The organism is Schauerella aestuarii, assembly GCF_009866805.1.
In the GTDB taxonomy this organism is placed as follows: Bacteria; Pseudomonadota; Gammaproteobacteria; order Burkholderiales; family Burkholderiaceae_B; genus Schauerella; species Schauerella aestuarii.
In genome coordinates this window covers 1-18642 of the sequence record NZ_SIZW01000036.1, presented here as the reverse complement: position 1 = coordinate 18642, position 18642 = coordinate 1, and the positions used below count along the sequence as shown (strand labels likewise).

The following is an 18642-nucleotide window of genomic DNA, read 5'->3' as shown; positions in this document are numbered from 1 at the left end:
CCCACGATGAGCACCTCCACCGCCCGCCAGAACGGCACGCCTGCGATTCTGGGATCGATGCCGCTGGCCATCGTCTTCCTCACGCTCGTGCTGACGCCGTTGATCCTCACCTTCGTGCTGTCGTTCAGCAATTACGACTACGCCACCGGTGTGCAGCCCGGCTATACGCTCGAGCATTACGCGTCGATCGTTACCGATCCCTATTTCCTCAACATCTTTTGGCGCACATTCTGGATCGCGGGGCTCACCACCTTGATCTGCATCGTGATCGGTGCACCCGAAGCCTACATTCTGTCGCGCATGAAGCGGCCGTGGCGCTCGGTGTTTCTGCTGGTGGTGCTCTCGCCGCTGCTGGTGTCGCTCGTGGTGCGCGCGTTCGGCTGGAGCATGCTGTTGGGACCGGCCGGCGTGCTGGGTCGTGCGGCCGATGCCCTCGGCCTGGGACCGCTCCTCTATACGCCCACGGCCATCATCATCGGCCTGGTGCACGTGATGCTGCCGTTCATGGTGATACCGGTGTGGACGTCGCTGCAAAAGCTCGATCCCACGGTGGAGCATGCCGCGTACTCGCTCAACGCGTCGCGTTTGCAGACGCTGACGCGCGTGGTGATGCCGCAGGCCATGCCCGGCATTCTCTCGGGCAGCCTGATCGTGTTCGGCTTGAGCGCGAGCTCGTTCGCCATCCCGGCACTCCTGGGCGGCAGACGACTGAAGATGGTTGCCACGATCGTGTACGACGAGTTCCTGGCGGAGTTGAACTGGCCGCTCGGTGCGAGCATCGCCATCCTGCTCTTGATCGCCAACGTGATCATCATGCTGGGCTACAACCGCATCGTCGAACGTTCGTACAAGCGCAGCCTGGGCTGACGCGCCCCCACACGGAATCTGCCCATCATGCTCAAGAACGGACCTTTCGCGCTGGCGTTCAACGCCTTCGTCGTCGCCTTTGTGTTGGCGCCCCTGGTGATCGTTTGCCTCGTCGCCTTCACCCCTGAAACCACCTTGTCGGTGCCCACCACGCAGTTCTCGCTGCGGTGGTTCCATGCCGTGTTCGAGCACGCCGATTTCATGCAGTCGTTCAAGAACAGTCTGTGGCTCGCGTTTTACTCGGCCACCATCGCCGTGTGCCTGGGCGTACCGGCCGGCATTGCGCTTACGCGCTATCGCTTTCGCGGTCGCGATGCACTCAACGCGCTGTTCCTGTCGCCCCTGATGATTCCGCATCTGGTGCTGGGGGTGGCGCTGCTGCGCTTCTTCGCGCTCATCGGCTCGAGCGGCAGCTTCACGTGGCTGGTGGCCAGCCACGTGGTGGTCATTACGCCCTACGTGATGCGGCTCGTGATCGGCGCACTCACGGGTCTCGACGAAAGCGTGGAACACGCCGCGCAATCGCTGGGCGCCAGCCGCGCGGTCGTGTTCTTCCAGATCACGCTGCCGTTGATCATTCCGGGCATCTCGGGCGGCTGGCTGCTCGCGTTCATCAACAGCTTCGACGAACTCACCATGTCGGTGTTCATCACGGCGCCTGCCACGATCACCCTGCCCGTGCGCATGTACATGTACGCCACCGAATCCATCGATCCGATGATGGCGGCCGTCTCGGCGCTGGTGATTGCGTTGACGGCCATCACGATGCTGCTGCTCGACCGCGTTTATGGGCTCGACCGTGTGCTGGTCGGCCAACACTGATTTTCTGGACGCATCATGCCGTTGCTCATCCGCCTTGCCGAACATGCGCGTGCAACCGTCGATTTCGAGATCGACGGCCAAGCCTGCCGCGCGCTGCAAGGCGACACCCTGCTCACCGCCATCCTCACGCAAACCGAACGTTTGCGTGTGTCCGAATTCGAACATCGCGCCCGCGCCGGCTTCTGCCTCATGGGCGCGTGCCAGGACTGCTGGATCGACACCGAAGCTGGCGAACGGCTGCGCGCCTGTTCGACTTTTGTGGAACCTGGCATGCGGATTCGTACCATGCCGATCACCGATGCGGCAGAGACGGGTGCGGGGGCAAGTCACGGTGCTGGTGAGAGACCTGATGCCGTTGCGAATGCCACCGACGCAATCAGCGCTGAGCCCGTCCTGCTCGACGGCGGTAGGTCATGAGCGTCATGTCGAGTGTTTCGTCACCGGCCACGCCGCTGGCACCGCAGGATGACTTGCGCCAGGCTGCGTCTGAAGCACCGTCACCGACGTTGCTTTCAAACATCCCAGGCGTCGCCCCCGTCATCATCGGGGCAGGCCCGGCCGGCATACGCGCCGCGCAAACGCTGGTCGCGGCCGGCTTGAGGCCAGTGGTGCTGGATGAAGCCCCTCGTGCGGGCGGGCAGATCTATCGCCAGCCGCCGCCTGGATTCGTGCGCACATCGCGCGAGCGCTACGGGTCGGAAGCCGGCAAGGCCGACGCCTTGCATCGCACGATGCAGGACCTCCTGCCGCACATCGACTACCGGCCCGACACACTCGCCTGGCATTGCGAATCCGGCATGCTCGACGTCGTGCGCGCGGGCGTGGCCGACGCCGTGCCGTTCAGCCATCTGATCCTGGCCACGGGCGCGACCGATCGCGTGCTGCCTTTCGACGGCTGGACCACGCCCGGCGTATACACGTTGGGCGGCGCACAGGTGGCGCTCAAGTATCAAGGCTGTGCGATCGGCGCGCGCGTGGCGTTTCTCGGTACGGGGCCATTGCTGTATCTCGTGGCGTATCAGTACGCCAAGGCAGGCGCCAAGGTCGTGGCCGTCCTGGATACGGCCGGCTTGAGCAATCGACTGCGTGCCCTGCCCGGCATGCTGCGCGCGCCGCGTCTGCTGGCGCAGGGCCTGTATTACATGGCGTGGCTGCGTGCGCATGGCGTGCCGTTGCATACGCACGTGCGCCCGGTTCGAATCGAGAGCGGGGCTAACGACGCGACCGAGGGCGGCGTTGCAGCAGGTGCCCGAGCTCATGCTGGCACTGAAAGCGGCACGTCGATAATCGACACCGAAACCACCGCACACGCGGCCGGCCGTGCGGCTGCCGATCGCGTGGCTGCCGATCGCGTGGCTGCCGATCGTGTGGCTGCCGATCGCGTGGCTGCCGATCGTGTGGCTGCCGATCATGTGGCTGCCGATCGTGTCACCGCACTTCATGTGCGGCATCGCGATGGCCGCGTGCACCGCATCGAATGCGATGCCGTGGGCTACGGCCTGGCACTGCGCTCCGAAACGCAACTCGCCAGCCTCGCCGGCTGCGCCTTCGACTTCGATGCGCAAGATCGCGCGTGGCTGCCGCGCCGCGATGCCGCCGGCCGCAGCAGTGTGCCGGGCGTCTACCTCGCCGGCGACGGTGCCGGCATTGCCGGTGCCGACGCCGCCGAAGTCGCGGGCGAACGTGCTGCGTTAGCCCTTTGCGCAGACATTGGCGTCGCCGTCGATCCCGCACGGGTGCGGGCCCTCGAACGCACCCGCGTGCAGTCCGCGGTCGTGCGCCGCGCGCTCGCCCTCGCCTTCCCGTTCCCGGACGATTGGGCCGCCGCGCTCGACGACCGCGTCACGCTGTGCCGCTGCGAAGAGATCACCGTGGGTACGCTGCGCGCCACCGCAGCAGCCGAAGGCGTGACGGAACTCAATCGGCTCAAGGCGCTGACGCGCGTGGGCATGGGCCGCTGCCAGGGTCGGATGTGCGGTGCGGCCGCCGCAGAGGTCGTCGCGGCAAGCATGTACGTTCCAATCGACAGCATCGGTCGCATCCGCGCGCAGCCGCCGGTCAAACCGCTCTCGGTGCGCATTGATGGGAGCGCACCATGAACACGCGGCTGTCTACCGAGGTCGCCATCATCGGCGGCGGCATCGTGGGGGCCAGCGCTGCGCTCTTTTTGCGGCGCCGCGGCGTGCCAGTGGTGCTGCTCGACGCCGACCGCTGCGGGTCGCGGGCGAGCGGCGTGAATTACGGCGGTGTGCGACGCCAAGGGCGCGCGCTTGCCCAGATGCCGCTCACACGCCGCGCGCACGAACTGTGGAACGATCTGCCCAATCTTATCGGCACCGACGGTGAGTTCGTGCGCTCGGGTCATCTAAAGCTGGCGCGCAACGAAGCCGACATGGCCGCGCTTGCCGCTTACCGCGACCAGACGCGCGGGTTCGGCATGAACCTCGAACTCGTCACGGGTGCGGCGTTTCGCGCGCGTTTTCCGTGGCTGGCCGATGGTGTCATCGGCGGCTCCTTTTGCCCGCAGGATGGCCACGCCAATCCGCGTCTGGTCACCCCCGCCATCGCGCGACGTGCGCGTGAGCTCGGCGCGGATATTCGCGAACACGCCGCCGTTACCCAAGTGGCCCGGGATGGCGACCGCTACGTGTTGCGCGTGGGCGATACGCTCGAGGTCACCGTTCGCACCGTGCTCAACTGCGCGGGTGCCTGGGGCAAGCAGTTCGCTGCGCAGTTTGGCGAAGTCGTACCGGAAACGGTAATCCGCCCATTGATGATGGTCACCGAACCGTTGCCGGTGTTCATGACCGCAAGCCTGGGCATTCAGGGCGGCGGCATCTACGCCCGCCAGATCGATCGCGGCAACTGCATCATCGGTGGCGGCCGCGTGGCCGATAACACGAGCACGTATGCGCGGCCCAGCAGCGCGGCCATGCACGCGTTGATGGCAGCCACTGCCGCGCTGCTGCCGCGTCTGCGACACGCCAGCGTGATCCGCTTCTGGTCCGGTATCGAAGGCAATATGCCCGATCACAATCCCGTGCTGGGTCCAAGTCTGACCACGCCCAATCTCTTTCATGCCTTCGGTTTTTCCGGCGCGGGCTTTCAGATCGGCCCGGCCGTGGGCGAAGTTCTCGCCTCGCTCGCCGCCACCGGCACCACCGATATTCCCATCGATGCATTCGGCATCGCACGCTTCACGGCGCCTGCCCGGCCGTCCGTCGAGCCCTTACTCCCCGTCGGGCACACACTGGAGTCAACATGAGCGGTCAACATCATTTCAACGCCACACGGCGTCACGCAGGCCTGTTGTTGGCCGGTGCGACGTTGCTTGCAGCATGCAGCGGCACGGCCCTCGCGCAGCAGAAAACGCTCTACGTCGGCATGAACGGTGGCGACATGGAACGCGCGTTCACACAGCATGTATTCCCGGATTTTGAAAAGGCCAACGATGTGAAAGTCGTGGTGGTTCCCGGCACCTCGGCGGACATCCTCGCCAAGGCGCAGGCGTACAAAGAGAAGCCGCAGATGCATGTGATGTTTCTCGACGACGGCGTGATGGTGCGCGCCGCCTCGATGGGCCTGTGCCAGAAGATGGCGCCCTCGCCCGTACTCGATCAGCTCTATCCCACGTCGCGCTTGAAGGACGACATGGCCGTGGGCATCGACATGGGCATGACCGGCATCGGCTACAACACGAAGATGTTCGAAGAAAAGGGCTGGGCGCCGCCCACGTCGTGGATGGACTTCGCCGACCCCAAGTACAAGGGCAAGGTCGTGTTCCAGTCCGCTGCCAGCAGCACGTTCGGCCTGCATGGTTTCCTGATGTTCAACCGCATCGAAGGCGGCGACGACAAGAACACCGATCCAGGCTTCAAGAAGTGGCAGGATACGATCGGCAAAAACGTGCTCGAGTACATCTCGAATTCGGCCAAGGTGGCCGAGATGGTGCAAACCAACGAAGCCGCGATCTTTCCGCTCACGCCCACGGCCATCGGCCGCCTGCAGAAGCGCGGCATCCCCGTCGCCTATGCGCAGCCCAAGGAAGGTTCCGTCATCCTGATGGTGGCGGAATGCGTGATCGCCAACAACACCGAGCCCGATCTGTCGCAGAAGCTCGCGCACTATCTGCTGTCGCCGGAAGCGCAAGCCAAGGCGCTGGAATACGGCAATCATTTCCCGTCCAATACCAAGGTCACGGCAAGCGACACCATGAAGCCCTATCTGGATCAGTTTCAGGGCTACATGAAGACGGCCAAGGTGTTGGATTGGGACGTCATCAACAGCACGCGCCAGGCGTTGAATACGCGCTGGAACCGCACGGTAGAGCAGTAAGCATGGTGGGAACGCCGTGACGATACTTTCGTCGCCGCGATACCTGCGCGCGCACCCAGGCCGCGTCGATCGCGACGCACTCGCCGCACGCCGCAGATAGGCGTTCCCTACCGAACACCCAAAAGAAAAAGGCCCCCGAAGGGGCCTTTTCACATCGCTCGAACATTGGGCGGCGAGCCGCCCAATGACCGCGATTACTCGGGGCTGGTGTCGTCGCGGAACACGGATGCGGGCGACACGACGTCGTCCTCGGCCGGTTCGTCGGCGCCCACCGTGGCCGGCGCATCCTCGAAAGGATTGGCCAGCTGGCGAGCGGCTTCGCGTTCGGCTGCTTCCAGGGCTTCCTTGTCGCGGCGAGCGAGGTGGTAAGCCATACCGGTACCGGCAGGAATCAGACGACCGACGATGACGTTTTCCTTCAAACCGCGCAGATCGTCGCGCTTGCCCATGATGGCCGCTTCGGTCAGCACGCGCGTGGTTTCCTGGAAGGACGCCGCGGAGATGAACGAATCGGTCGACAGCGAGGCCTTGGTAATACCCAGCAGCACGTTGTCGTGCACGGCCAGGATCTTGCCATCGGCTTCGAGGCGATCGTTTTCGTTCAACAGTTCTGAACGCTCGACCTGCTCACCCGTGATGAACGTGCTGTCGCCCGCATCGCTGATGTGCACGCGGCGCAGCATCTGACGAACAATCACTTCGATGTGCTTGTCGTTGATCTTCACGCCTTGCAGACGGTACACATCCTGGACTTCGTCCACGATGTATGTCGCGAGCTTCTCGATGCCTTGCAAGCGCAGAATGTCGTGCGGATCGGCCGGGCCGTCCACGATCATTTCGCCCTTGTTCACCACCTGGCCGTCGTGCACCAGTACCTGCTTTTCCTTCGGAATCAGGAACTCGTGGCTCAGGCCGTCGAGGTCGGTAATGACCAAACGCTGTTTGCCCTTGGTGTCCTTACCGAACGAGACCGTACCCGTGACGTCGGCCAACATGCCGGCATCCTTGGGCGAACGGGCTTCGAACAGTTCGGCCACGCGGGGCAGACCGCCGGTAATGTCGCGCGTCTTTTGCGATTCTTGCGGAATACGCGCCAGCACTTCACCCACCGACACCTTCATACCGTCACGCACCGTGATCAGTGCGCCCACCGGGAACGTGATGTTCACGGCATGGTCGGTACCGGCGATCTTGACGTCTTCGCCGTTCTCGCCCACCAGTTTGATCTGCGGACGTGCGGCAACCTTGCCACCGCGCGTCTTGGGCGTGATCACGACCAGCGTGGACAGACCGGTCACATCGTCGACCTGCTTGGCCACCGTTGCGCCTTCTTCGATATTCTCGAAGCGGACGGAACCGGCGTACTCCGAGACGATCGGACGCGTCAGCGGATCCCACGTGGCCAGACGGGCGCCGGCCTTGACGGCATCGCCGTCGCCGACCAGCACAGTCGCGCCGTACGGGATCTTGTGACGTTCGCGTTCGCGGCCGCTATCGTCGCTGATGACGATTTCACCGGAACGGGAAATCGCGACGCGCTCGCCCTTGGCGTTGGTCACATAACGCATCGTGCTCGCGAAACCAACGGTACCGTTGGACTTCGTTTCCACGGCGCTGGCCATGGCTGCACGCGAGGCCGCGCCACCGATGTGGAACGTCCGCATCGTGAGCTGCGTACCCGGTTCACCGATCGACTGCGCGGCGATAACACCGACCGCTTCGCCGACGTTGACCATCGAACCACGACCGAGATCGCGGCCATAGCAATGGGCGCACAAACCGCGACGCGTTTCGCAGGTGAGCGGCGTGCGCACGCGCACTTCGTCGACACCGATGCGATCGATCTGCTCGACCAGGTCTTCGTCCAGCAAGGTGCCGGCCGTGATGGCGGTTTCCTGCGTGTCCGGGTTGATGATGTCCAACGCCGCCACACGACCCAGAATGCGGTCGCGCAACGGTTCGATGACTTCACCGCCTTCGACCAGGGCTTTCATCGAGTAACCGAGCGACGTGCCGCAGTCGTTTTCGATGATCACCAGATCCTGCGTCACGTCCACGAGACGGCGGGTCAGGTAACCCGAGTTCGCCGTTTTCAATGCCGTGTCGGCCAGACCCTTACGTGCACCGTGGGTGGAAATGAAGTACTGCAGAACGTTCAGGCCTTCGCGGAAGTTCGCGGTGATCGGCGTCTCGATGATCGAGCCGTCAGGCTTGGCCATCAGGCCACGCATACCTGCGAGCTGGCGAATCTGGGCGGCCGAACCGCGCGCGCCCGAGTCGGCCATCATGTAGATGGAGTTGAACGATTCCTGGCGCACTTCCTCGCCGTGACGGTTGGTCACGGGTTCGGTTGCGAGCTGTTCCATCATCGCCTTGCCGACCTTGTCGCCGGCCTTGCCCCAGATGTCCACCACGTTGTTGTAGCGTTCCTGGGACGTGACGAGACCCGACGAGTACTGCTTGTCGATTTCTTTCACTTCGGCGCCGGCGGCGGCAAGAATGCCTTCCTTGGCGGCCGGGATCAACATGTCGCCCATGGCGATCGAGATACCGCCGCGCGTGGCGAGACGGAAACCCGATTGCATCAGCTTGTCGGCAAAAATCACCGTGTCGCGCAGACCGCAACGGCGGAACGACTGGTTGATCAGACGCGAGATTTCCTTCTTCTTCAGCGCGCGGTTCAGCACGGTGAAGGGCAGGCCACGCGGCAGGATTTCGGAGAGCAGCGCACGGCCGATCGTCGTCTCGTGACGACGGATCACCGGTTGCCATTCGCCTTGTTCGTCGCGTTCATACTCGGTCAGACGCACCGTGATCCGGCTTTGCAGCTCGACTTCACGGTTGTCGTACGCACGTTGCACTTCGGCCACGTCGGTGAAGAACAAGCCTTCGCCCTTGCCGTTGATGCGTTCGCGCGTCGTGTAGTACAGACCCAGCACGATATCCTGCGACGGCACGATCGACGGTTCGCCGTTGGCCGGGAACAGGATGTTGTTGGAGGCCAGCATCAGCGTGCGGGCTTCCAGCTGCGCTTCGAGCGACAGCGGCACGTGCACAGCCATCTGGTCACCGTCGAAGTCGGCGTTGAACGCCGCGCAGACGAGCGGGTGCAGCTGGATGGCCTTGCCTTCGATCAGGACCGGCTCGAACGCCTGGATGCCCAGACGGTGCAGCGTCGGCGCGCGGTTCAGCATGACCGGGTGTTCGCGAATGACTTCTTCGAGAATGTCCCAGACCACCGGTTCCTGGCTTTCGACGAGCTTCTTCGCCGCCTTGATCGTGGTCGCGAGACCCATCATTTCGAGGCGGTTGAAGATGAACGGCTTGAACAGTTCGAGCGCCATCAGCTTGGGCAAGCCGCACTGATGCAGCTTGAGCTGCGGGCCCACCACGATGACCGAACGGCCCGAGTAGTCGACGCGCTTACCCAGCAAGTTCTGACGGAAACGACCGCTCTTGCCCTTGATCATGTCGGCCAGCGACTTCAACTGACGCTTGTTTGCGCCCGTCATGGCCTTGCCGCGACGGCCGTTGTCGAGCAGCGAGTCGACAGCTTCCTGCAGCATGCGCTTTTCGTTGCGCAGAATGATCTCGGGCGCCTTCAGTTCGAGCAGGCGCTTCAAGCGGTTGTTGCGGTTGATGACGCGGCGGTACAGGTCGTTCAAGTCGGAGGTCGCGAAGCGGCCGCCGTCCAGCGGCACCAGCGGACGCAAGTCCGGCGGCAACACGGGCAGCACTTCCATGACCATCCACTCGGCCTTGATGCCGGACTTCTGGAAGCCTTCCAACACCTTCAGACGCTTGGAGATCTTCTTGATCTTCGCTTCCGAGCTGGTGGCCTTCAACTCGCCGCGCAGCGTTTCCACTTCGCGATCGATGTCGATGGTGCGCAGCAGTTCGCGCACGGCCTCGGCGCCCATCAGGGCACGGAAGTCGTCACCGTACTCTTCGGTCTTGGCGAGGAAATCGTCGTCCGACATGATCTGACCGCGCTTGAGCGGGGTCATGCCGGGTTCGATCACGCACCATGCTTCGAAGTACAGCACGCGTTCGATGTCGCGCAGCGTCATGTCGAGCACCATGCCCAAACGGGACGGCAGGCTCTTCAGGAACCAGATGTGCGCGACCGGGCTGGCCAACTCGATGTGGCCCATGCGCTCGCGACGCACCTTGGCGACCGTCACTTCGACGCCGCACTTTTCGCAGATCACGCCACGGTGCTTCAGGCGCTTGTACTTGCCGCACAAGCATTCGTAGTCCTTGATGGGACCGAAAATCTTGGCGCAGAACAGGCCGTCGCGCTCGGGCTTGAACGTACGGTAATTGATCGTCTCGGGCTTACGGACTTCGCCGTAAGACCACGAACGGATCTTCTCGGGGGACGCGATGCCGATCTTGATGGCATCGAACTGTTCGTCCTGCGAGACTTGCTTGAAGAGGTCGAGTAGCGCTTTCATTAGTTACGCTCCAAATCCATGTCCAGGGCCAGTGAGCGGATTTCCTTCACCAACACATTGAACGATTCCGGCATACCGGCATCGATCACGTGGTCACCCTTGACGATGTTTTCGTATACCTTGGTACGGCCGTTGATGTCATCGGACTTCACCGTCAGCATTTCCTGCAGGGTGTAAGCGGCGCCATAAGCTTCCAGCGCCCACACTTCCATTTCCCCGAAACGCTGGCCGCCGAACTGCGCTTTACCGCCCAACGGCTGTTGGGTGACGAGCGAGTAAGGTCCGGTCGAACGGGCGTGCATTTTGTCGTCAACCAGGTGATGCAGCTTCAGGTAGTGCATGTAGCCGATCGTGACGGGGCGCTCGAACTGCTCGCCCGTACGGCCGTCCACCAGCCAAGCCTGCGTGCGGCTTTCCGTCAGATTCAATCGCGTGGCGATCTCGTCCGGGTAGGCCAGCTCCAGCATCTTCGTGATTTCAGCTTCGGTCGCACCGTCGAAGACGGGGGTCGCGAACGGCACACCCTTCTTCAGGTTGTGCGCCATCTCGATGACTTCGGTGTCGGTCAGTTCGTCGATGCGCGCGCTCGAACCGGTCGAGTTATAGACCTTGTCGAGGTAAGCACGCACGTTCTTGACCTGCGCCGTACGCTCGTCGCGCAACATGTCGCCGATACGATGGCCCACGCCCTTGGCAGCCCAGCCCAGGTGAACCTCGAGCACCTGCCCGACGTTCATCCGCGACGGCACACCCAGCGGATTCAGCACGATGTCGGCGGGGGTACCGTCGGCCATGTGCGGCATATCTTCCACCGGGGTGATACGCGAAACCACACCCTTGTTGCCGTGACGACCGGCCATCTTGTCGCCCGGTTGCAGGCGGCGTTTGACGGCAAGGTAAACCTTGATCATCTTCAACACGCCCGGCGGCAATTCGTCGCCTTGCGTGAGCTTCTTGCGCTTTTCTTCAAACGCCAGATCGAACTGGTGACGCTTCTGTTCGAGCGACTCCTTGGCCTGCTCGAGCACCACGGCGTGCTGCTCGTCGGCCAGACGGATGTCGAACCACTGCCAGCGGTCCATGTCGGCCAGATAAGGCTTGGTGACCGTGGCACCCTTGGCGAGCTTGCGCGGACCGCCATTGACGGTCTTGTTCACCAGCATCTTTTCGATACGATCGAACTGATCGTTTTCGACGATGCGCAACTGGTCGTTCAAATCCTGGCGATAACGGCGCAGTTCATCGTCGATGATGGACTGGGCGCGCTTGTCGCGCACGATGCCTTCACGGGTGAAGACTTGCACGTCGATCACCGTGCCGGTCATGCCCGAGGGCACGCGCAGCGACGTATCTTTCACGTCCGAAGCCTTCTCGCCGAAAATGGCGCGCAACAGCTTTTCTTCCGGCGTCAGCTGGGTCTCGCCCTTGGGCGTGACCTTGCCGACCAGCACGTCGTCGGCGCTGACTTCGGCGCCGATGTAGACGATGCCCGAATCGTCGAGACGATTCAGTTGCGTTTCGGCCAGGTTGCTGATGTCGCGCGTGATTTCCTCAGGTCCGAGCTTCGTGTCGCGCGCGACAACCGTCAGTTCCTCGATGTGGATCGAGGTGTAGCGGTCGTCGGCAACAACCTTCTCGGAGATCAGAATCGAATCCTCGAAGTTGTAGCCGTTCCAGGGCATGAACGCGATCAGCATGTTCTGACCCAGCGCCAACTCACCCAGATCCGTCGATGCGCCGTCGGCGAGCACGTCACCCTTGGCGACCTTATCGCCGCGCGCGACGATAGGACGTTGGTTGATGTTGGTGTTCTGGTTCGAACGCGTGTACTTGATCATGTTGTAGATGTCGACACCCACTTCGCCGGCGACGTTCTCTTCGTCGTTGACGCGGATAACGACACGCTCGGCGTCGACATGATCGACGATGCCGCCACGCAGGGCCTGCACGGTCGTACCGGAGTCGACCGCCACCGTGCGCTCGATACCCGTACCGACGACGGGCTTCTCGGGACGCAGGCAAGGCACAGCCTGACGCTGCATGTTGGCGCCCATCAGTGCGCGGTTCGCGTCATCGTGCTCAAGGAACGGAATCAGCGAGGCCGCGACCGATACGATCTGCGACGGCGCCACGTCCATGTAGTGCACGTTGGCGTTGGCCGTCAACATGGTTTCGCCGGCTTCGCGGCAAGCCACGAGGTCATCGGTGAAACGCTTTTCGTCGTCCAGCTCCGCGTTCGCCTGAGCGATCACGTAGTGGCTTTCTTCGATGGCCGACAGGTATTCGATCTGATCCGACACGCGGCCGTCGATCACCTTGCGATAAGGCGTTTCGAGGAAGCCGTACTCGTTCAGGCGCGCATACAACGCCATCGAGTTGATCAGGCCGATGTTCGGACCTTCAGGCGTTTCGATCGGGCACACACGGCCGTAGTGGGTCGGGTGCACGTCGCGCACTTCGAAGCCCGCACGTTCGCGCGTCAGACCGCCCGGTCCCAAAGCGGAAACGCGACGCTTGTGCGTGATTTCCGACAACGGGTTGGTTTGGTCCATGAACTGCGACAATTGGCTCGAACCGAAGAATTCCTTGATGGCTGCCGAGATCGGCTTGGAATTGATCAGGTCGTGCGGCATCAGGTTTTCCGTCTCGGCCTGGCCCAGACGTTCCTTGACGGCGCGCTCGACGCGCACGAGACCGGCGCGGAACTGGTTTTCGGCCAGTTCGCCCACACAGCGCACGCGACGATTACCCAAGTGATCGATGTCGTCGATCTGACCGCGACCGTTACGCAGTTCAACCAGAATCTGGATGGTCTGGACGATGTCGTCGTTGGTCAGCGTCATGGCGCCGGCCGTCGTTTCCTCACGGTTCAGACGGCTGTTGACCTTCATACGGCCAACGCGCGACAGGTCGTACGTTTCTTCGCTGTAGAACAGACGATTGAACAACGCCTCGACCGCTTCTTCGGTCGGGGGTTCGCCGGGACGCATCATGCGATAGATGGCCACGCGCGCCGACAGCTGGTCGGCGGTGTCGTCGGTACGCAAGGTTTGAGAGATGTACGGACCGCGATCCAGATCGTTCGTGTACAGCGTTTGCAGTTCACGTACACCGGCGGTGCGCAGCGATGCCAGCACGCCTTCGGTGATTTCGTCGTTGGCGTTGGCAATGACTTCGCCCGTTTCGGGGTCGACGACATTCTTCGCCAGGATGCGGGCGATCAGGAAATCTTCCGGCACCGAAATGCGTTCGATACCGGCATTGGTCACGTCACGCAAATGCTTGGCATTGATGCGCTTGTCTTTCTCGACCAGGACCTTGCCTTCGCGATCCGAGATGTCGAAACGGGCCATTTCGCCCTTCCAACGCTCGGACACGAATTCCATCATCGCGCCTTCGTCTTTGAGTTCGAAGTTATCGAATTCGAAGAAGTGCGCCAGGATGGCTTCGGCGGACATGCCGATGGCCTTGAGCAGGATCGATACGGGCATCTTGCGACGACGATCGACACGGAAGAACAGGACGTCCTTCGGATCGAATTCGAAGTCGAGCCACGAACCGCGGTAAGGGATCACGCGGGCCGAGAACAAGAGCTTGCCCGAGCTGTGCGTCTTGCCGCGATCGTGTTCGAAGAACACGCCGGGCGAACGGTGCAGCTGGGACACGATCACACGCTCGGTGCCATTGATGACAAAAGAGCCCGTGCTGGTCATGAGCGGAATTTCGCCCATGTACACTTCCTGCTCTTTGACTTCCTTGACGGTGGGCTTGCTGACTTCGCGGTCAAGCAGCACCAGGCGAACCTTGGCGCGCAAAGGCGACGCGTAGGTCAGGCCGCGCTGTTGACATTCCTTGACGTCGAACACCGGTTCGCCGAGCACGTAGCTGACGAATTCCAAGCGCGCCATACCGTTATGGCTGGAAATGGGGAAAATGGACGAAAAAGCGGCCTGTAGACCATCGCTTTCGCGTTGGGAAGGCGCGGTATCGGCTTGCAGGAAGGTGAGATATGACTGAAGCTGAGTTGCCAGAAGAAAGGGGACGTCCTGAACGTCCTCACGCTTGGCAAAGCTTTTCCGGATGCGCTTTTTTTCGGTGTACGAGTAAGGCATGAGCACTCCGACTCGAGGTTACATAGGCCGTCAACCACGGCCCTGGGGTACGACTCCAGGAAACATCTCTGGGGGTGAAAGTTGACACCGTCAGAGGGGTTTCCTGGAAACGCAAAAGCCCGGGGACGGCTAACAGCGCTGTCCCCGGGCGTCGACACCAGGTCTTACTTAACTTCGACCTTGGCGCCGGCTTCTTCCAGCTTCTTCTTGGCGGCTTCGGCGTCAGCCTTGGCCACAGCTTCCTTGACAGCCTTAGGAGCGCCGTCAACCAGATCCTTGGCTTCCTTCAGGCCGAGGCCCGTCAGTTCGCGCACGGCCTTGATGACGCTGACCTTGTTCGCGCCAGCTTCGAGCAGCATGACGTTGAATTCGGTTTGCTCTTCAGCAACGGCGGCAGCGCCGGCGGGTGCGGCAACAGCCACGGCGGCGGCAGCAGCCGACACGCCAAACTTCTCTTCCATGTCCTTGATCAGTTCGGACAATTCGAGAACGGTCATGCCAGCAACGGCGTCGAGGATTTCAGCTTTGTTCAGTGCCATTTAAAAGAACTCCAAAATATTTGGGATAAAACCAGGGTTGGGTGTCGCTCGGTCGTTCAACCGGCTCCGACGAGACGAAGGCCTTAAGCCTCGGCCTTTTGGTCGCGCACGGCTGCGAGGCCGCGGACGAACTTGGTCGGAACTTCGTTGAGCGTACGCACGAATTGCGCGATCGGGGCTTGCATGGTGCCCAGCAACTTCGACAACAACTCTTCGCGCGAGGGCATCGTGGCCAGGGCCTTGACACCATCAGCGGTCAGCAAGCTGTTGGGCAGCGAACCGCCCTTGATGACCAGCTTGTCGTTGGTTTTTGCGAAAGTTGCGAGAACCTTGGCCGCATTGACCGGGTCGGTGCTGATACCATAGATCAGCGGACCGGTCAGTTGTTCCGACAACGGCTCGAAAGCCGTGCCGGCAACAGCGCGGCGTGCCAGCGAGTTCTTCAGAACCCGCAGATACACACCCTGTTCACGCGCAGTTTTGCGCAGTACGGTGACAGAGGCGACGTCCAGACCACGGTACTCGGCGATAACGATCGATTGTGCTGTCGAAACCTGCTTCGACACTTCCTCGATCACCACCGCTTTCTCTTGACGATTGAGACTCACGGTTTGAACACTCCATCAAAAGATGCTTGGGGGAAATCCCCTTTTGCATCAACCGAATGCGGCGACCTGGTCGAGTTCTTAGGGTAAAGAATTCTTCCTGGGCGCCGTCTACGCTGGATTCGAAAGCGTCAACTTCCGGTATTAAGTGGCCCCGTCCGTGTTGGCCGCCCGACATGAAGTCCTGCGGATGTTCCAACGACTAAACGGTGCTGCTCCAGCGGTCTTTGACAGCAGCACCCATAAAATCATGGGTACGGCCCAAAGTACGTTATGCCGTCAACGGCACCGAGCCATCAGGCTCAGGCGGTCAACGAGGCGATTTCAACGCGCGCACCGCCGCCCATCGTGGACGAAACGGCGAGCTTGCGCAGGTAAACGCCCTTGGCTGCGGCGGGACGCGCTTTTTGCAGCGCGTCGACCAGAGCCGTCAAGTTCGATTGCAGCTGTTCCACGCCGAACGACGCACGGCCGATCGTTGCGTGGATGATGCCTGCCTTGTCGGTACGGTACTGAACCTGACCGGCCTTGGCGTTCTTCACAGCTTGTGCGACGTCGGGCGTCACGGTGCCGACCTTCGGGTTCGGCATCAGGCCACGGGGGCCCAACACTTGACCGAGGGCGCCGACGACACGCATCGTGTCGGGCGAGGCGATGACGATGTCGAAGTCCATCTTGCCGGCCTTGATTTGCTCAGCCAGATCTTCCAGACCGACGATGTCGGCGCCGGCGGCGCGAGCCGCCTCAGCCTTGTCGCCTTGGGCGAACACGGCAACGCGGACGGTCTTGCCGGTACCGGCGGGCAGAACCACCGAACCGCGAACCAGTTGGTCCGATTTCTTGGGGTCGATACCGAGTTGCACGGCAACGTCGATCGACTCGTCAAACTTGGCCGTGGCCGTTTCCTTGATCAGGGTCAAGGCATCGCTCACCGGGTACAGCTTGGTGCGGTCGATTTTTTCACGCAGAGCGGCGGAACGCTTGGTCAATTTAGCCATGATTAGATCCCCTCAACCGTGATGCCCATGCTGCGGGCGCTACCGGCGATCGTGCGAACGGCGGCTTCCAGATCGGCAGCCGTCAGATCCGGTTCCTTGGTCTTGGCGATTTCTTCAGCCTGGGCGCGCGTCAGCGTGCCGACCTTGGCAGTGTGCGGCGTAGCCGAACCCTTGGTAATACCGGCAGCTTTCTTGATCAGGATAGTCGCCGGCGGCGTCTTCATGATGAAGGTGAAGCTCTTGTCGGCGAAAGCCGTGATCACCACGGGAATCGGCAGACCGGGCTCCATGCCCTGCGTCTTGGCGTTGAACGCCTTGCAGAATTCCATGATGTTCAGACCGCGCTGACCCAGTGCGGGGCCAATCGGGGGGGAGGGGTTAGCCTTACCAGCCGGTACTTGCAGCTTGATAAAGCCGACGATTTTCTTCGCCATGCTTAGCTCCTAACGGGTACAAACGCCGACGCTCGCAAGCGGCGGCTCCCCGGGGTTGAAATCAGGTCTTTTCGACCTGGCTGAAATCGAGCTCGACGGGCGTGGCGCGACCGAAAATGGTCACCGACACGCGCACCTTGCTCTTTTCGTAATTCACTTCTTCGACGTTGCCATTGAAATCGGCAAACGGACCTTCCTTGACCCGAACCATCTCGCCAACTTCGAAGAGAATCTTCGGGCGGGGCTTCTCGACACCCTCTTCCATCTGGTTGAGGATCTTCTCGACTTCCTTCGCGGAGATCGGCGTGGGACGGTTGTTGCTCGTACCCAGGAAGCCGGTCACCCGATTCGTATTCTTGACCAGGTGCCAGGTCTCGTCCGTCAGATCCATTTCAACCAGGACGTAGCCCGGGAAAATCCGACGTTCGGTAATCGACTTCTGACCACCCTTCACTTCGACGACTTCCTCGGACGGGACCAGGATCTGGCCGAACGAGGTTTGCAGTCCGGCACGATCGATACGCTCGACCAACGCCTTATGCACACTTTTTTCCATGCCGGAATACACATGGACGACATACCAACGTTTACTCATCAGCCGTCCTTATTTCCAACCCAGCAATACGCCGTAGATCACCCATTCGATGCCCTTGTCGAGCACCCACATGAACAATCCCATGACGGCGACGAATGCGAAAACGATCCCCGTCATCTGGGTCGTTTCTTTGCGCGTCGGCCACGACACGCGTTTGACTTCGTTATACGATTCTTGACCGAAGCTCAGGGTGCGACGGCCCGGCTCACTGATCCATGCCAGCAGCGCCGCAACGATCAGGCTGCCGATGAAGACGCCTACGCGAGCCGCCATGGGCTGCGCCGAAAGCATCGAGAAAGCGACGATACCCGCGATAATGACAAGTACGGCCAACGCAAGCTTGAGCTTATCGGCGGTACTGGTTACGGTTTCAACACTGGTATTCGACATATTGCGACACGTGCCCGCCGTGAATGCGTAGCTCGCGATGTTCTCCGGCGGGTGGCAGGGGCAGTAGGAATCGAACCTACAACCTTCGGTTTTGGAGACCGACGCTCTGCCAATTGAGCTATGCCCCTAAAACTTCAATGAACTTCAATCGTTCTAAAACAGACCCGCGACATCCAGGCATCTGTTGACAAAAATTGGATGGCCCTCGCGGAACCATCCATGATACTACTTTTTCAAAAGAAATGCAGCAGACGTCTTGACGAACGCCTGCGTTCTTCCTTTTTACTTAGGCGATGATGGTCGCCACGACGCCGGCGCCGACGGTACGACCGCCTTCACGAATGGCGAAGCGCAGACCGTCTTCCATGGCGATCGGCGCCAACAGCTTGACCGTGATCGACACGTTGTCGCCCGGCAGAACCATTTCCTTGTCCTTCGGCAGTTCGATCGTGCCCGTCACGTCCGTCGTGCGGAAGTAGAACTGGGGA

The 18642-nt window shown here is 61.6% G+C and carries 15 protein-coding genes and 1 tRNA gene; 6 read left to right on the top strand and 10 right to left on the bottom strand.

The genetic code is table 11. The features are described from left to right. Window positions 1-6 precede the first annotated feature (6 nt). From EYW45_RS00575 to EYW45_RS00550, 6 genes are read left to right on the top strand one after another with little or no spacing between them, the layout of a single operon-like run. Entirely contained in the window at window positions 7-867 is an 861-nt protein-coding gene (locus EYW45_RS00575; RefSeq protein WP_161133434.1) for an ABC transporter permease, read from the top strand. 27 nt (window positions 868-894) lie between these two features. After that, window positions 895-1689: an ABC transporter permease gene (locus EYW45_RS00570; RefSeq protein ID WP_161133433.1), complete on the top strand. Its 795-nt coding sequence runs from the start codon at window positions 895-897 to the stop codon at window positions 1687-1689. Window positions 1690-1704: 15 nt separating this feature from the next. Beyond that, complete coding sequence (locus tag EYW45_RS00565; protein WP_161133432.1) at window positions 1705-2106, top strand: (2Fe-2S)-binding protein; 402 nt, start codon at window positions 1705-1707, stop codon at window positions 2104-2106. A gap of 5 nt (window positions 2107-2111) precedes the next feature. Further along, window positions 2112-3788 carry an FAD/NAD(P)-dependent oxidoreductase gene (locus EYW45_RS24395; RefSeq protein ID WP_161133431.1) on the top strand — a complete coding sequence of 559 codons (1677 nt, stop codon included), beginning with the start codon at window positions 2112-2114 and terminating at the stop codon, window positions 3786-3788. After that, window positions 3785-4954, top strand: a complete 1170-nt coding sequence (locus tag EYW45_RS00555; RefSeq protein ID WP_161133430.1) for an NAD(P)/FAD-dependent oxidoreductase — start codon at window positions 3785-3787, stop codon at window positions 4952-4954. The genes EYW45_RS24395 and EYW45_RS00555 overlap by 4 nt, the downstream gene beginning before the upstream one ends. After that, on the top strand, window positions 4951-6024 hold the full coding sequence (locus EYW45_RS00550) for an ABC transporter substrate-binding protein (RefSeq protein ID WP_161133429.1): 1074 nt from the start codon (window positions 4951-4953) through the stop codon (window positions 6022-6024). Before EYW45_RS00555 ends, EYW45_RS00550 begins: the two co-directional genes overlap by 4 nt. Before the next feature lie 194 nt (window positions 6025-6218). Here EYW45_RS00550 and rpoC read toward each other — a convergent pair whose 3' ends face one another. The 10 genes from rpoC to EYW45_RS00500 form a co-directional block, all read right to left on the bottom strand. Next, window positions 6219-10481, bottom strand: coding sequence for a DNA-directed RNA polymerase subunit beta' (rpoC, locus tag EYW45_RS00545; RefSeq protein ID WP_161133428.1), 4263 nt, complete (start codon window positions 10479-10481; stop codon window positions 6219-6221). After that, complete coding sequence (rpoB, locus tag EYW45_RS00540) at window positions 10481-14593, bottom strand: DNA-directed RNA polymerase subunit beta (protein WP_161133427.1); 4113 nt, start codon at window positions 14591-14593, stop codon at window positions 10481-10483. The genes rpoC and rpoB overlap by 1 nt, the downstream gene beginning before the upstream one ends. A gap of 164 nt (window positions 14594-14757) precedes the next feature. Continuing rightward, complete coding sequence (gene rplL / locus EYW45_RS00535; RefSeq protein WP_161133426.1) at window positions 14758-15132, bottom strand: 50S ribosomal protein L7/L12; 375 nt, start codon at window positions 15130-15132, stop codon at window positions 14758-14760. Between the two features lie 83 nt (window positions 15133-15215). Further along, the gene (gene rplJ / locus EYW45_RS00530) at window positions 15216-15740 is read right to left on the bottom strand and encodes a 50S ribosomal protein L10 (RefSeq protein ID WP_161133425.1); all 525 of its coding nucleotides are present in this window, start codon (window positions 15738-15740) and stop codon (window positions 15216-15218) included. A 299-nt stretch (window positions 15741-16039) separates the two neighbouring features. Next, entirely contained in the window at window positions 16040-16735 is a 696-nt protein-coding gene (gene rplA / locus EYW45_RS00525) for a 50S ribosomal protein L1 (protein WP_161133424.1), read from the bottom strand. A gap of 2 nt (window positions 16736-16737) precedes the next feature. After that, window positions 16738-17169 (bottom strand): 50S ribosomal protein L11, encoded by a 432-nt coding sequence (rplK, locus tag EYW45_RS00520; protein ID WP_161133423.1) that lies wholly within the window; start codon window positions 17167-17169, stop codon window positions 16738-16740. A 61-nt stretch (window positions 17170-17230) separates the two neighbouring features. Continuing rightward, a complete protein-coding gene (gene nusG / locus EYW45_RS00515; RefSeq protein WP_161133422.1) occupies window positions 17231-17764 on the bottom strand; it encodes a transcription termination/antitermination protein NusG in 534 nt (177 codons plus the stop codon). A gap of 9 nt (window positions 17765-17773) precedes the next feature. Beyond that, the gene (gene secE, locus EYW45_RS00510) at window positions 17774-18154 is read right to left on the bottom strand and encodes a preprotein translocase subunit SecE (protein WP_161133421.1); all 381 of its coding nucleotides are present in this window, start codon (window positions 18152-18154) and stop codon (window positions 17774-17776) included. Window positions 18155-18206: 52 nt separating this feature from the next. After that, window positions 18207-18282: transfer RNA gene (locus EYW45_RS00505), tRNA-Trp, on the bottom strand. 158 nt (window positions 18283-18440) lie between these two features. Continuing rightward, window positions 18441-18642, bottom strand: a 202-nt coding sequence (locus tag EYW45_RS00500; RefSeq protein WP_202444523.1) for an EF-Tu C-terminal domain-related protein, incomplete at its 5' end; no start/stop codon positions are given.